14 protein-coding genes are annotated in these 15,084 nt (G+C 33.5%); 6 read left to right on the top strand and 8 right to left on the bottom strand.

Features of this window, described 5'->3' with window-relative positions:
* The first annotated feature begins 111 nt into the window (after window positions 1-111).
* Complete coding sequence (locus BUA98_RS18310) at window positions 112-780, top strand: hypothetical protein (RefSeq protein ID WP_072974855.1); 669 nt, start codon at window positions 112-114, stop codon at window positions 778-780.
* Between the two features lie 132 nt (window positions 781-912).
* Here BUA98_RS18310 and purE read toward each other — a convergent pair whose 3' ends face one another.
* The 5 genes from purE to BUA98_RS18285 form a co-directional block, all read right to left on the bottom strand.
* The gene (purE, locus tag BUA98_RS18305) at window positions 913-1,398 is read right to left on the bottom strand and encodes a 5-(carboxyamino)imidazole ribonucleotide mutase (protein WP_072974853.1); all 486 of its coding nucleotides are present in this window, start codon (window positions 1,396-1,398) and stop codon (window positions 913-915) included.
* 121 nt (window positions 1,399-1,519) lie between these two features.
* Complete coding sequence (locus BUA98_RS18300) at window positions 1,520-2,668, bottom strand: 5-(carboxyamino)imidazole ribonucleotide synthase (RefSeq protein WP_072974852.1); 1,149 nt, start codon at window positions 2,666-2,668, stop codon at window positions 1,520-1,522.
* A 54-nt stretch (window positions 2,669-2,722) separates the two neighbouring features.
* Window positions 2,723-3,274 (bottom strand): hypothetical protein, encoded by a 552-nt coding sequence (locus BUA98_RS18295; RefSeq protein ID WP_072974849.1) that lies wholly within the window; start codon window positions 3,272-3,274, stop codon window positions 2,723-2,725.
* 23 nt (window positions 3,275-3,297) lie between these two features.
* Window positions 3,298-5,394, bottom strand: coding sequence for a TonB-dependent receptor (locus BUA98_RS18290; RefSeq protein WP_072974848.1), 2,097 nt, complete (start codon window positions 5,392-5,394; stop codon window positions 3,298-3,300).
* Between the two features lie 221 nt (window positions 5,395-5,615).
* Window positions 5,616-6,890: a PQQ-dependent sugar dehydrogenase gene (locus BUA98_RS18285; protein WP_072974846.1), complete on the bottom strand. Its 1,275-nt coding sequence runs from the start codon at window positions 6,888-6,890 to the stop codon at window positions 5,616-5,618.
* A gap of 185 nt (window positions 6,891-7,075) precedes the next feature.
* On the opposite strand from BUA98_RS18285, the gene hpt reads away from it, so the two are divergent.
* From hpt to BUA98_RS18265, 5 genes are all read left to right on the top strand, one after another.
* On the top strand, window positions 7,076-7,606 hold the full coding sequence (gene hpt, locus BUA98_RS22570; protein WP_244279227.1) for a hypoxanthine phosphoribosyltransferase: 531 nt from the start codon (window positions 7,076-7,078) through the stop codon (window positions 7,604-7,606).
* Between the two features lie 75 nt (window positions 7,607-7,681).
* Window positions 7,682-8,254, top strand: a complete 573-nt coding sequence (locus tag BUA98_RS22565; protein WP_026982979.1) for an adenylate kinase — start codon at window positions 7,682-7,684, stop codon at window positions 8,252-8,254.
* A gap of 200 nt (window positions 8,255-8,454) precedes the next feature.
* Window positions 8,455-9,729: a hemolysin family protein gene (locus BUA98_RS18275; RefSeq protein ID WP_072974844.1), complete on the top strand. Its 1,275-nt coding sequence runs from the start codon at window positions 8,455-8,457 to the stop codon at window positions 9,727-9,729.
* Between the two features lie 95 nt (window positions 9,730-9,824).
* Window positions 9,825-10,826 carry a GTPase ObgE gene (obgE, locus tag BUA98_RS18270; RefSeq protein WP_072974843.1) on the top strand — a complete coding sequence of 334 codons (1,002 nt, stop codon included), beginning with the start codon at window positions 9,825-9,827 and terminating at the stop codon, window positions 10,824-10,826.
* Window positions 10,827-10,998: 172 nt separating this feature from the next.
* Window positions 10,999-13,143, top strand: coding sequence for a S46 family peptidase (locus BUA98_RS18265; RefSeq protein ID WP_072975007.1), 2,145 nt, complete (start codon window positions 10,999-11,001; stop codon window positions 13,141-13,143).
* Window positions 13,144-13,258: 115 nt separating this feature from the next.
* Here BUA98_RS18265 and BUA98_RS18260 read toward each other — a convergent pair whose 3' ends face one another.
* From BUA98_RS18260 to BUA98_RS18250, 3 genes are read right to left on the bottom strand one after another with little or no spacing between them, the layout of a single operon-like run.
* Entirely contained in the window at window positions 13,259-13,804 is a 546-nt protein-coding gene (locus BUA98_RS18260; RefSeq protein WP_072974841.1) for a PIN domain-containing protein, read from the bottom strand.
* The gene (locus tag BUA98_RS18255) at window positions 13,791-14,138 is read right to left on the bottom strand and encodes an STAS-like domain-containing protein (RefSeq protein ID WP_159433479.1); all 348 of its coding nucleotides are present in this window, start codon (window positions 14,136-14,138) and stop codon (window positions 13,791-13,793) included. The genes BUA98_RS18260 and BUA98_RS18255 overlap by 14 nt, the downstream gene beginning before the upstream one ends.
* 29 nt (window positions 14,139-14,167) lie before the next feature.
* Window positions 14,168-15,046 (bottom strand): ATP-binding protein, encoded by an 879-nt coding sequence (locus tag BUA98_RS18250; protein ID WP_072974838.1) that lies wholly within the window; start codon window positions 15,044-15,046, stop codon window positions 14,168-14,170.
* Window positions 15,047-15,084: the final 38 nt, after the last annotated feature.

Below are 15,084 nucleotides of genomic sequence, written 5' to 3'. Positions count from 1 at the left end.
TTAAATTGTGTTATAGATTTGTTATTTATTGCTGTAGCAGATATTAAAAGCGTAAATTGAAAAAATAGATTAGAATTATAAAATACTAATCGTAATTATAAAAATTAAAAGATGAATTATCAAGTTGTAATCAAGAATATAGATACCGTAAATGAAGTAGAAGGATATTGGTCAGATGAAGATTTTGTTGTTTTACTGCAAAAATTCAATTATCCGGATGGAGCTACAGCCGAGAAAAGCAGTTTGCCGGAATTATTAGAAATGGCCATTTCGGATTATGAACCTAACGAAGCTGCACAGATTGTGTTAGAATATAAATTGGGAGATGAATTAAGTGCAGGACAAATTGAGCAAATATCCAACAATATGTTGATTGATAAAGTATGTGAAGAATATCCGGAGATACACATGCAAGGCAGATTATTTCATGTAAATCAATTGCTTTTTAAAGCTTACAATGGGAAATTTCCAAATGCAAAAGCGTCTGTTGTTCATTTTTCTATGACACCAACTAATGGTGAAGTACAAAAACTGACAGCGGAAAATATATTGAAGTTATTGAATAATGGTTTGTCTGATAGAAACCTGATTAAAAGATTATTTGAAGAGCAAATGTCTAAAAATATTCAGTTTCCGGAAGCAGAAAGTATTATCTGGGAATTGACAACAGAAGATAATGTTAATTATGATTTGGTTACTTCAGAGAATTGGATAAATAAGGATGATGTAACAGCGTCTGAATTTGAATCTGTTTTGGAAGAAGTTGAAGATGAGGCGTAATTTATAAATTTTTATTTCACAGAGACTCGCTAAAAAAGCACAGAGATTCACTAATTTTTTTCTTTAATAATAAAATTAAAAAAATCTTCGTGAATCTCTGCGTTTTATCTTTGTGTATCTCTGCGGAATAATCTATTTATTCAAACCTTCAGCTGCTTTATTAACAGCCGCTTTCAATTCTTCTTTGTAAGCAATAATAGTATCAAGTACTTTTTTATCATGACTTCCGATGATTTGCGCAGCTAAAATCCCGGCATTTTTTGCCCCGTTCAAAGCAACAGTTGCAACAGGAACTCCGCCTGGCATTTGCAGAATTGATAAAACCGAATCCCAGCCATCAATTGAATTGCTTGATTTTACCGGAACTCCAATTACAGGAAGCGGTGACATTGAAGCTACCATTCCAGGTAAATGCGCTGCACCTCCAGCTCCGGCAATAATTACCGAAATTCCACGAGTGTGCGCATTTTTACTGAAATCGAATAATTTTTCCGGTGTTCTGTGTGCCGAAACGATATCTACGTCAACTTCAATATTAAACTGTTTTAATATGTCGATAGCATCCTGCATGACTGGCATGTCAGAAATACTTCCCATTATGATGGCTACTTTGCTCATGTTTTTGTTTTATTTGTTTCAAGTTTCAGGTTTCAGGTTTTTCACTGTGACGGAAAAACGAAACTGAAAACTGTTTATTTTGTTTAAGTTTCAAGTTGTAAACTGCGACTGCCACTGAAAACTAATTACTGATCACTCTAATAGTATTCTTAACTTCCTCTGCAATTCTTCTGGCTTCAGCCATATCTTCATTTACAATCGTTACGTGGCCCATTTTTCTGAAGGGTCTTGTTTGTTTTTTACCGTAAATGTGAGGCGTAACACCGTTCCATCCTAAAATGGTTTCGATATTTTCGTAAACTACATCTCCGGAAAAACCTTCGGCACCCACTAAATTTACCATAATTCCGGCAACTTTGCTATCTGTGTTTCCTAACGGAAGATCCAGAATAGCGCGTAAATGATTTTCAAATTGCGAAGTATAACTTGCTTCAATAGAATAATGACCAGAATTGTGTGGGCGAGGAGCAACTTCATTTACTAAGATTTCATCATCGTTAGTTTGAAACATTTCAACTGCTAAAAGTCCAACATGATTGAATTTTTCCGAAACATTCAAAGCAATTGCCCGGGCTTTTTCTGCAACTTTTTCGTCGATTCTTGCCGGACAGATTACATATTCTACCTGGTTGGCTTCTGGATGAAATTCCATTTCAACAACCGGATATGTTTTTATTTCTCCTGATGGATTTCTGCAAACAATAACGGCCAATTCATTTTTGAACGGAATCATTGTTTCTGCAATACATTCAACATTTGGTAAACTGTCTAAATCAGAAACCTGACGAATTACTTTTACACCATTTCCGTCGTAACCAAATTCGGTACATTTCCATACGAAAGGCAATTTTAAATCATTGATTTTAGATTTTAGATTATCTAAATTTTCAAATCTTTCAAAAGGTGCAGTTGGGATATTATTTTCTGCGTAAAATTGTTTTTGGACTCCTTTATTCTGAATTCCTTTTAAGGTTTTTGGAGAAGGATACACTTTTAGGCCTTCATTTTCTAATTGCGTTAAAGCTTCAAGATTAACCAATTCAATTTCGAAAGTCAAAACATCAACTTGTTTTCCAAAATTGTAAACCGTTTCATAATCCATTAAATCGCCCTGAAAGAATTTGTTGCAGGCAATTTTGCTCGGAGCTTCGTCACTCGGATCTAAAACATAAGTTTGTATGTCAAATTTTCGTGTGTCAAACAAAAGCATTTTGCCTAATTGTCCACCGCCTAATATTCCTAATTTAAAATCAGAAGAAAAATAATTCATTGTTGTGTGTTTGTGATGCGCAAAGATACTTTATAATGATTGAATTGGAAAATGCTATTTTATTTTCTTCAAAACTTCGCGTGCAACCGCTTTATATGCAGCAGAATGATCGCCATAATCTTTGTCGAGAATAATTTTTAGTTCAGGATGAATCCAGTCGTAATAATTTCCTAAAACATATAAAGTTCTTATCGAATAGGCTTTTGTTGCCACTTTTACATCATTTATCAGCCAGTCAAAAGACGTTTCGATGCAATCCTGAAGATTAGTTTCAGAAAGAACAATGCTGTTTTCATCTTTTTTATAATGCGATTTTACTAAAAGCTGCGTCACTTTTGCAATGGGACGAATGGCGCTTTCATCTTTTAAATTCTTCAAATTAGAGAAGAAAAAATCAAGATGAGGCTGAAGCCAAATCAATTCTTCATAAGATACAAATTCTAAAATCCAACAAGCTTTGTGGTTGTTTTTGTCAGATGGAGAAAAACAAATCGAAACTAATTCATAAAAGAAACGGGGATTTTCTAAAATTTCCTGCGCCACTTTCAAACGGTTTTCCCGGTAAGCACTAACGTAATCCAGTTTCTTTTGTAGTTCAGATATCATCTTTGATCGATTTAATTCTGTGACTAAAATAAGTAATTTAAAGAGATGTTTCCGTAGCAATTTACAGGAAGACCTGGGTAATAATATCTTGGAGAAGAAGTTCCAACGGGAAGTGCATTTGGCAAAATTAGAGAGGCATATTTTTCATTGGTCACATTGTTAATTCCAAAAGCTAAATTGGTAGTTAGATTATGTAGAATTTCAAAACGATAACCTGTTTTCAAATTGACAATATTATAAGAATCGGAGAAAGCCGAATTAGCATCGTTCATCGGAATATCATCTACAAATTGATAATCGGCATTAAAATAAATTCCAAAACGGGTATTTAAAATTAATCCGGCATTGACTTTATTGGCAGGAACTCCAGTTAATTTATTTCCTGAATAATCATTTCCGCTATCGACGAATTCTTGAAATTCATATTTTCCGATAGATGCTCCAACATAAGAATTCAGATTAAAAAGTCGATTAATTTGCCAATTGTGTTTCAACGTAATTTCAATTCCTTCATGCAATGTTTTTCCGGCATTTACGCCTTCATACTGATCATCGCCAATTCTTTTGGCTACCAATAAATCTTTGATTTCCATTCGGTACAAAGCAATTTCAGTGTAAAGATTTTTGTTGAAGAAATAGAATTTTCCGCCCAATTCAAAATTATAACCGTTTTCAGGTTTAATATCCGGATTGATGGTTCCGTTGCTTGTCAAAGTTTCTTCGGTTGCGGGTAATGAAAATCCGCGACTTGCTGAAAAATATAATGTCTGTTCTTGATTTGGTTTGAATAATAAAGAAAGCTGAGGCGAAAAGATGCCGTCATAACTGTATTTTTCTGTTGCAATTTTTTGCGGAAGAAAGTTCGTCAGTTCAAAATGGGTTTCATTATAATTTAAACCGAATTGAAGTTCCAGTTTTTCAGATAGCAATGATCTGATTTGCGAAAAAATATTGTAAAAATGTCTTTTCTGATCGCTTTCCGTTAATTGATTTCCTTGCAAACTACCTTGTCCGTTGTTTTGTTTGTAAAGATTTTCAAAAGTATTTCCGTTGTAATTATCGGTAAAATATTCCATTCCGAAAATGAATTGATTTTTCAGTTTTCCAATTTCGAAATTCCCTGAAAATTGCGTTCTTGCTCCGGTTGCAAAAGTATATTGGCGCAAAATATCGAAAGGTCGCGGTTCGTTGCTGTCTTTATAATTAATGAAAACGGAAGTTGAATTATTCAGATTATCCGTAATCTTAAAATCATAACCCAATCCTGCCAAAGTTGATTTGTATTCTTTAAATCCTTTTGAAGCCACCCATGTCGGCGCACCCAATTGCGGATTCGAATCGTAAACTTCTTTACTGATCGAACTCGGAATAAAAGCTTTTAAATAAGTGTAATTGGTAAAGTAAGTCAGTTTGCTGTATTGTCTTCTGAATAATTCTCCGGCAAGCGTAAATCCTTCTCGTTTATAAGAACTGTTTTCGCGCCAACCATCACTTTTAAGATTGTGATAACTTAAATTCAAACTTGAGTTTTTCTCATTTAAACTATAACTCAAAGTATTTTTCAATAATCCAAAAGAACCAAAAGTGGAACTTATTCCGGCCGTCTGTCCTTTACTTTTAGAAAGTTGAGGCGAAATCAAAATCGCACCACCCAAACCCGCGCCATAAATACTCGAAAGTGGTCCTTTGATAATTTCAATTTGGTTGAGGTTCTCCAAATCAATATCATCAATAACCGTTTCACTATTTCCTGAAGTCAACGGAATACTGCCATAAAAAGCTCTGATTTTATTGGTTCCATACGGCGTTCGAGCACCAATTCCACGAATCGAAATTCGGGTTGTCGTAAAATTGGAAGATTGCATAAAAACTCCTGGAATTGTATTGACAACAGTTGTTATATCTGTAGCATTATTTTGCATCAGTTCTTTTTTGGATAAAATGCCAATAGAAGCCGGCGCGTTCTGCAAACTGTCATTAATATGAAAGGAACTGATAATAACTTCTTCCAGTTTTTCTGTTTTCACAGAATCAATAGATTTGCTTTTTCCTTCCTGCGCAAAAGTGTTTTGGAAAACAATTAGTACAAGAAGTAAAAAGCAATATTTTTTTAAAAGCATAAAAAGACAGTTTAGTTTTTGAGCTTAATTTTTAAACACATAGAAACATAGTTATGGTTTGCGTATAAAGGCGTTTCACTTGTTTTAAAACACATAGCTATGTGTCTTTTTGCAAGTGAAACGCCTTTTTTTAAGTTCCCAGAATACTATGTTTCTATGTGTTTAAATTATTGCCAAAGAGTTGGAATTTGGTCCCGAAGCTTCGGGATGAATTTTGGAATTTACTTATTAGCTGTAACCTTCCAAATCGTATTTCCGCTATCATCATTGACCAAAAGTGATCCGTCATTCATAACCGTAACCGCAACCGGACGTCCATAAACTTCAGCTTTGTCATTATCAGAAATAAAACCAGTCAAAAAATCCTCTGGTTTTCCTGAAGGTTTTCCGTCTTTAAATGGAACGAATAAAACTTTATAGCCTGAGATTTTAGAACGGTTCCATGAACCATGTTGCCCAACAAAAGCACCGTTTTTATATTTTGCCGGAAATTTATCTTTAGTATAAAATGCCAATCCCAAAGAGGCGGTGTGAGCGCCAACCGGAACATCTGGAACAATTGCTTTTTCGACTAAATCTTTGCGTTCGCCTTTCATTCTTGGGTCAGGAATATTTCCGAAATAAGAATACGGCCATCCATAAAAACCATCTCTTTTTACACTCGTAATATAATCCGGAACTAGATCGTCGCCCAATTCATCACGCTCGTTAACGGCGGTCCAAAGTTCCTTATTTACTGGATTCCAGTCCATACCAACCGGATTTCGAAGTCCCGAAGCATAGATTTTTTCGCCGGTTCCGTCGGGATTAATTTCGAGAATATCGGCACGGCGAACTTCTTTATCAATTCCGTGTTCCGCAACATTACTTCCAGAACCTACAGAAACATAAATTTTTGATCCATCGCCATTCGAAATTATATTTCTTGTCCAGTGATTGTTGTAACCTCCGGCAGGAAGTTCAAGGATTTTTTCGCCTTTGGTTTCTAGTTTTAACGGATTATTTTTATAGGGATATTTGTATAAACCATCAGTGTTGGCAATGTAAAAAAAGTCTTTTAGAACAAGCATTCCAAAAGGTTTGTTTAGGTCTTTTATAAAAACTTCACGGGTTTCAAATTTTCCATCTTTGTCTTTATCTCGAAGTACGGTAATTTGATTTTTACTGGTTCTCGTTCCACTTTCTACAACAAAAATATCATCGTTTGGTGCGATATAGGTCCAACGCGGGTTTTCAAAACCATCTGCAAATTTCGTAACGGTAAAACCTTCCGGCGCGGTTGGTGTTTTGCCTTCCGGCCAGCCTATCACTTTACTATTTTTTGATGTAGATTCCGTTGCAAAAGGCGGAGGCAAAGTCAGGTCTCCAATTGCAGTTTTTACAACAGTTGGCGGTTGTTTTGCCAGGGCTTCTTTTTCTTCTTTTTTTACTTGTCCCTGACAGGCCGTCATTACGGTTAATAACGACAGGGATAATAATTGTATCGTAGTTTTCATTGTCTTTTTGAGTTAAAATTTTAATAGACAACAATTTAATAAAATTAAAAATGACCTTAACAAAAGATTTGTAAATATTAAGTGATATTTAACATTCTTAAAAAAGTCATCGTATCCACATAATTTGATACGAACAATTTGGTTGTAATTCTGTATCTTTGCGCATTATTTTAAAATCAAAAATAATGATACAACTTCACGATAAACAATTTGTTCCGTTTATTTCGGCTAAGGAAATTGATTTTGCTTTAACCAAAATAGTTGCACAGGTAGAAGATGATTTTGGAGATGATACTCCAATTTTTATTGGCGTTTTGAATGGTGCATTTATGGTTGTTAGCGATTTTCTGAAAAAATACCAAAAACCATGCGAGGTTTCATTTATCAAAATGGCATCTTACGAAGGTACTGAAACGACTAATGTTGTTAAAGAATTAATTGGAATTAATCAGGATCTTTCAGGTAGAAGCGTGGTAATAATTGAAGATATTATCGATACCGGAAATACAATCGAAGAATTAAAACATTTGTTTAAACAACAAAATGTAAAGCATTTTAAAATTGCGACTTTGTTTTTTAAACCTGAAGCGTATAAAAAAGACATTAAAATTGATTACATCGGAATCAGAATTCCAAATAAATTCATCGTTGGTTATGGTTTAGACTATGACGGTTTAGGAAGAAATTTGAACGAAGTCTATAAATTGGCTGAATAATATTAAACAAAACACAACTATATATTCATTTTAAACTTCTTACATGAAAATAAGAAGTCAAGTAACACTCACATTATGATTAACATCGTTTTATTTGGAAAGCCAGGAGCAGGAAAAGGAACTCAGGCAGAATTTTTAAAAGAGAAATACAAATTAACACATCTTTCAACAGGAGATATTTTTCGTTTTAATTTAAAAAATGATACAGATTTAGGTAAAAGAGCAAGAGTTTTTATGGACAATGGAGAGTTGGTTCCTTGCGAAGTTACAACTGCAATGTTAATTGATGAAGTGAACAAACATTTAGATTCAAACGGATTTTTGTTCGACGGTTACCCAAGAACTTTAGATCAGGCTGAGGCTTTAGATAAATTTTTACCAACAATCGGATCAAGTGTTACGGCAACTATTGCATTAGAAGCTGACGATGAGATTTTGGTAGCTCGTTTGCTTGAAAGAGGAAAAACAAGCGGAAGAGTAGATGATCAGGACGAAGAAAAAATTCGTGTAAGATATCAGGAATACAACGAAAAAACAGCTCCATTAATTGGATATTATAAAGCACAAAATAAGTTTCATGCCGTAAACGGTATCGGAACTATCGAAGAAATTACAGAGAGATTAACGTCAGTTATAGATAATTTGTAGAAGCTATTCCAGCTGTACGTTTCAAGTCCTCGCTAAAAAAACTATTTTTCTAACCATAAAACGAGCTTCCTCCGGTCGCTGTTTTCTGGCAAGAAAAATTAGTTTTTTTAGCTCCGGGCTTTACTCTTCCATCTGGGCTAAAAAAGCATCATGATTACAATTATATTTAACGACCAAATAAATAACGAACAAGCCACAAATTGGAAATACTAATAATATTTTTTCTAATACTATTAAACGGAGTTTTCTCGATGTCAGAAATCGCATTGATTTCGGCTAGAAAAAACAGACTCGAAACTGCCGCGAAAAAAGGGAATAAAAGCGCCAAAATAGCACTTGATTTAGCTAATTCTCCGAATAAGTTTTTATCAACAGTGCAAATCGGAATTACCTTAATCGGAATTTTAACTGGTATTTACAGTGGGGATAAAATCACAATGGACGTTGAGGCTTTTGTTGCAGGATTTGCCGTTTTGAAACCCTATGCACATTCAGTTGCAGTGGGAATTGTAGTTGTAGTTTTAACCTTTTTCTCTTTGGTTTTAGGAGAATTATTGCCAAAAAGAATTGGATTAAATTACCCGGAAGCCATTGCAAAAGCGGTAGCATTGCCAATGAAAATAGTATCTATTATTACGGCTCCATTTATTTGGTTATTAACTTCTTCAACTGATTTTTTGTTGAATGTTTTACAAATCAAACCCTCAGCAGACGGTAAAGTAACCGAGGAAGAAATTAAAGCCATTATAAAAGAAGGAACCGAAGGCGGAGAAGTTCAGGAAATTGAGCAGGATATCGTGGAGCGTGTGTTTCATATTGGAGATCGAAAAGTAAACTCGTTAATGACCCACCGTAAATCGGTAGATATGTTGCCATTAAATGCCGATAAAGACAAAATCAAAACATTGGTTTTAGAAGATTTGCATACGGTTTATCCGGTATACAATGACAACTACGATGATATTGTTGGAATTGTAACGCTTAAAAATATATTCGCCAACATTGAAAGCGAGCATTTTGATTTGTCAGCTATTATGACAGATCCTCCTTATTTAATGGAGCAGACAACGGCTTACAAAGCGTTGGAAAATTTCAAAAAAACAGGAGTACATTATGCTTTGGTTTCTGATGAATACGGGGTTTTTCAGGGAATTATTACCTTGAATGATATTTTGGAAGCTTTAGTGGGAGATGCATCAGATTTTTATAAAGATGAATTCCAATTAATAGAAAGAGAAGATGGTTCATGGCTGGTTGACGGACATTATTCATTGCACGATTTCCTAACGTATTTTGAGTTAGACGAATTGACAAATGATTACGAAGTAAACACCGTAAGCGGAATGATTATGACGGAGCTTTCACATATTCCAAAAGAAGGTGAAAAATTATATTGGCAAAAATTTGTGCTTGAAGTTATAGACATGGATGGCGTAAAGATTGATAAAGTATTAGTAAAAGCTCTAAAAGAGTAGAGGGAAATTTGTTTCAAGTTTCAAGTTTCAAGTTTCTGACGTCCTGTTGAGTAACTTGAAACCTGAAACCTGAAACTATATATAAACAAGGAAAAATGACAGAAGGAAATTTTGTAGATTACGTTAAGATATATGTTTCATCCGGAAAAGGAGGAAAAGGATCTACGCATTTACATAGAGAGAAATTTATTGAAAAAGGAGGCCCGGACGGTGGTGATGGTGGTCGCGGTGGACACGTATATTTAGTGGGGAATAAAGGTTTGTGGACATTATTTCACTTAAAATTTGCGCGTCACATTAAAGCCGGTCACGGTGGAGATGGAGGAGGAGACCGTAGCACTGGTGCTGATGGAGATGATAAATTTATTGAAGTACCTTTAGGAACTGTCGTAAAAGATAAAGAAACCGGAGAAACTTTATTCGAAATCACCGAAGATGGAGAAAAAAGAATCCTTTCTAAAGGTGGAAAAGGTGGTTTAGGAAACTGGCACTTTAGAAGTTCAACGAACCAAACACCACGTTATGCACAACCAGGTTTGCCCGGTGTAGAAATGGACGTAATTCTGGAACTTAAAGTTTTGGCTGATGTTGGATTGGTAGGTTTTCCAAATGCTGGAAAATCAACTTTATTGTCTGTACTGACTTCTGCAAAACCAAAAATTGCCGATTATCCGTTTACAACTTTAAAACCAAACTTAGGAATTGTAGCTTACAGAGATTATCAATCTTTTGTAATTGCTGATATTCCCGGAATTATTGAAGGTGCGGCTGAAGGAAAAGGTTTAGGCCATTATTTTCTGCGTCATATTGAACGTAACTCAACTTTGTTGTTTTTAGTTCCGGTTGATACTCCGGATATTAAAGCAGAATATGATATTTTGGTTAATGAGTTAACAAAGTATAATCCGGAAATGTTGGATAAAGAACGTCTTTTAGTAATCTCAAAATGTGATATGCTGGATGATGAATTGAAAGCTGAATTGAAAGTTGAACTTGATGTCGCTTTCAAAGATATTCCATACATGTTTATTTCATCAGTTGCTCAACAAGGTTTAACTGATTTGAAGGACAAGCTTTGGAAAATGCTTAACGATTAAAAGTCTTAAAATATTTTTAAAAGGCGTTCTGTTTTCAGAGCGCCTTTTTTATTGGTTTCAATGTTAAATTCGTAAAATAAAGATAAAAACAGAGTATGATATTTATTTTATGAATGTATAAAACGAAATAATTGCGAAAATGCGTTATATTCGCAAGACTAAACAAAATAATATGAAAAAAATAGTTTTATTCTTAACCATGTGTCTTATGGCTTTTCCTGCAAGAGCTGACGAAGGAATGTGGTTTTTGATGTTTATCGAAAGATTGAACCATAGAGATATGGAAAAAATGGGCTTGCAATTAACAGCCGAAGAAATTTACAGTATCAATCATCATAGTCTAAAAGATGCGATTGTGCAGTTTAATGGAGGTTGTACAGCTGAAATCGTTTCTAAAGACGGATTAGTTTTAACAAATCACCACTGTGGTTACAATGCAATTGCTGAACTTTCTACAGCAGAACAAAATTATTTGAAAGATGGTTTTTGGGCAAAAGAAAGAAGTGCCGAAATGAAACCAAAATCTTTATACGTTCGTTTCTTTGTTCGTATGGATGACGTTTCTAAAAGAATTTTGTCAAAAGTAAATAATACAATGACAGAGACTGAAAGAAACAAAATCATTCAGCAAGAAATTGCTTTGATTGAAAAGGAAAATAACGAAGGTGGAAAATATACCGTTTCAGTTCGTCCTTTCTTTCAAGGGAATGAATATTATTATTTCGTTTACCAGGATTACACAGACGTTCGTTTAGTAGGAACGCCACCGGAAAGTGTTGGTAAATTTGGAGGAGACACTGATAACTGGGAGTGGCCTCGTCAAACAGGAGATTTCTCTATGTTTAGAGTGTATGCTGATAAAGCTGGAAATCCTGCAACGTATTCAAAAGAAAATGTGCCTTTACAGCCAAAGCATTATTTGCCTGTAAGTATTAAAGGTGTCAAAGAAAATGATTTTGCGATGATTTTGGGTTATCCAGGAAGAACAAATCGTTGGATGCCAGCGGGCGGAATTGAGCAAAACGTAAAGTTTGCTTATCCTGCTTGGGTTGAAGGTGCAAAAACCGGAATGGATCAAATGAAAAAGTATATGGACAAAGATGCAACAGTTCGTTTGCAATATGCGTCTAAATATGCTTCAACTGCAAATTACTGGAAAAACCGTCAAGGTATGATTGATGCTTTGACTAAAGCCGGAACTGCAGAAACAAAATCGGCTCAGGAAGATAAATTCTACGAATGGGCTGCTAAACCTGCTAACAAAGAAAAATACGAAAATGTAATTCCGACGATTAATGATTATTATAAGGAAACGAACTTAAAAGCGCGTCATGATAATTATCTATCTCAAGTTTTACGTACTTCAGGTTATGCAACTGCTCCGGCAAGTTTAGGAAATGCATTGATTGCTTATTATAATGAAAACGATGCTAAAAAAGCGGAGATGTTACCTAAGATCAACGCTATGATCGATAATATTTATGGTGATTTTTATGCGCCGCTTGAAAAAGATGTGTTAACTGCACAATTGAATTTATATGCTGCTAAAGCTGCAGAATATGGTTTAGCACCACAAGTTGCTAAAATGAAAGCAGCAAATAATGGCGATTTCACAGCAGACGTTACTAAAGCGACTGAAATAAGTTATTTCACATCTAAAGAAAAAGTATTGGCATTTATGGCTGATCCAAAACCATTAGCAATTGTACACGATCCGTTGTATATTATTTCTAATGATTTGATGACAAAATACCGCGCTAAGACAGACGATCAGGCAAAAGCTGATGACGGTTTTGCAATTGCTTACCGTAAATTGGTTGAAGGTTTAAGAGAATCAAAATTGAATGCAATTCAGTATCCTGATGCTAACTCTACTTTGAGACTAACTTACGGAAAAGTTCGCGCTTTGCCGGCTGATCCACGTAATGATGCTAAAATCAACAACTATACTACAATGGAAAGTATGGTTAAAAAGTATAAAGCAGGAGATCAGGAATTTGATTTACCAGCGCGTTTGTTAGAATTAAACAAAGCAAAAGATTTTGGTCAATATGCTGATAAAGCAGGTTACATGCCAGTAAACTTCTTGACTGATAATGATATCACAGGTGGAAATTCAGGTTCTCCGGTTCTTAACGGAAAAGGAGAATTAATCGGAATTGCTTTTGATGGAAACATTGAAGCTATGGCTGGAGATGTTATTTTCGATCCTAAATTGCAAAGAACAATCAACGTAGATATTCGTTATGTACTTTGGATTATCGATAAATATGCAGGAGCAAAAAATATTATTGATGAATTGACGATTGTAAAATAATCTGAATTTATTTATAAAGTAAACCCGATAGATTTTAATCTATCGGGTTTTTTTATGCGCTATTATTAATTTTAAATCTTTAAATAGAGTAGTTTAGATTTAATTTGCTTAAAATTTATTGTATCTGAGTAGTAATTATGTCAATTTTAGAATCTAATTTTTGAAAATCTTTATCATTGGTTACAACTTTATAATTGTTTCTTACCAATTCAGTAATATAGGAATCATTAAAATCAACAGTATCAAAATCTTTTAAAATATTTTCTATATTAATTCCATTAAAAAAATCTGAGATTAGATGAATATTTGGAAGTTCTAAAATTGATTTTAATAGACTTTTGGTGTTCTGAATACTATTTTTGTATTCTTGTGTTATTCCAAAATCCTTCTTAAAATCTTTATTCTCAGCAAAGTTGTTCTTGGTTTTCCACTGTTTGAAATCTAATCTTAATAGAACATTAGCAAATTCAGATAAAATCATTGAGGAAATGTAAATTGGAATTTCTCGCTGCAAAGATTCTTTAAATAATTTTGAATATTCTTTTTGATCTTTTGGTTTATAGTTAGCTAGATTTCCAAATAATAATAACCAAACATTTGTGTCAAAAAAAAATTGGTCAGTATAAACAATTTTGTAAGTTTCTATATTAATCGTTGCCATTTATCGCATCATTAGAGTTTTTTTCAAAACTTTCTTTGTTTGCAAAATATTCTTTGGCTCTTTCAGTTACTTTTTTAAATAAAATTTTATCCTCATCAGCAACATTTGTCAATTTCAAATAAGGTGCAATCTCTTCACTTTTGTATTTGCTATATAGTTGACCTATTGCTGCATTTAAAAAAGCAGTAGTTAAGACGATAATTTCAGAAAAATCTAATTTAGTTTTTTTCTGTTCTTCAAGATTTTTGTCTAAAAGGTTAAAAACTAAGTTTCCATCATCAGTCGTAACAGCAAAGTTTCCACCAATAACTTCGTTAATTTTTATATTTCCCATTGTAATTACCATAAATAAAGTGTGCAAAGTTAAAAAATATTATCCAAATCTATCTCTTCTTTAAGAATATATTCATTTGTATCTGATAAATTAAATTCTAAATTAGCAATTGTGCCATGAAAGGTGAAATTTAGATTTTGTTTAAATACAGTTCCTTTTCTCAATTCCCAATATCCATCAGAAGAAATTATTTGAATTTTACCATTGTTTAATTTTATAAAATCAAAAATTATAGCTAACCCTAATCCACCGGAAATTGTACCTGTTTTTGTTGTGTTTTTGTCTTGTGTCGCCCATTCTATACAATCGCTACCTGACCAGTTTGTTTTGTTATAATTATTTACATTGTGTTTAATGGTTTGTCCCATATCCACAATTGTTATATCAAGCATTTTTTTACTTGGAAAGTATTGCCCGCAAGTATGTATGTTTTTACATTCACCGTGAGTTCTTGCATTTTCATATAGTTCGAAAATGCTTTCATTAATTTTTTTGCTTAATAGTTTTGAAAGTTTAGGAAAGCCCTGCTTTTTTAATATTTCATTATCAATATATGATGAAAATGATTTTCCTTGTTTATGACTAAATGTTTTATAATCAAGTTCTGTATTATAAGTTTCAAATGGTTTGTGAACTCCAAATTTTGTTAAAAAACCATTTCTTGATAAGATATCTTTTGGGTTTTTAATATTTATTAGAGAAATTTCATTTCCTTTATTTTCTAACTCTTCAATCATCGCGCCAAAAATAGCACACAAGTTTGCTTCAAACCAATTGTTATACCTAAAGTCTATTTCTATTTTACTATCACGAATAGTTGACATTTTTTCATAAAAATGTATTAATGTTTCGTAACCAATGACTTCCGAAGTTATTTTTTTAGGAAAATCTATTTTCATTTCAAACATAATAACTGGCTTTATATTTTTATTTTCTTCGACAAAGC

Source organism: Flavobacterium saccharophilum, from assembly GCF_900142735.1.
Classification (GTDB): domain Bacteria; phylum Bacteroidota; class Bacteroidia; order Flavobacteriales; family Flavobacteriaceae; genus Flavobacterium; species Flavobacterium saccharophilum.
The sequence above is the reverse complement of the archived record's forward strand: the minus strand, read 5'-3'. Positions and strand labels throughout refer to the sequence as shown.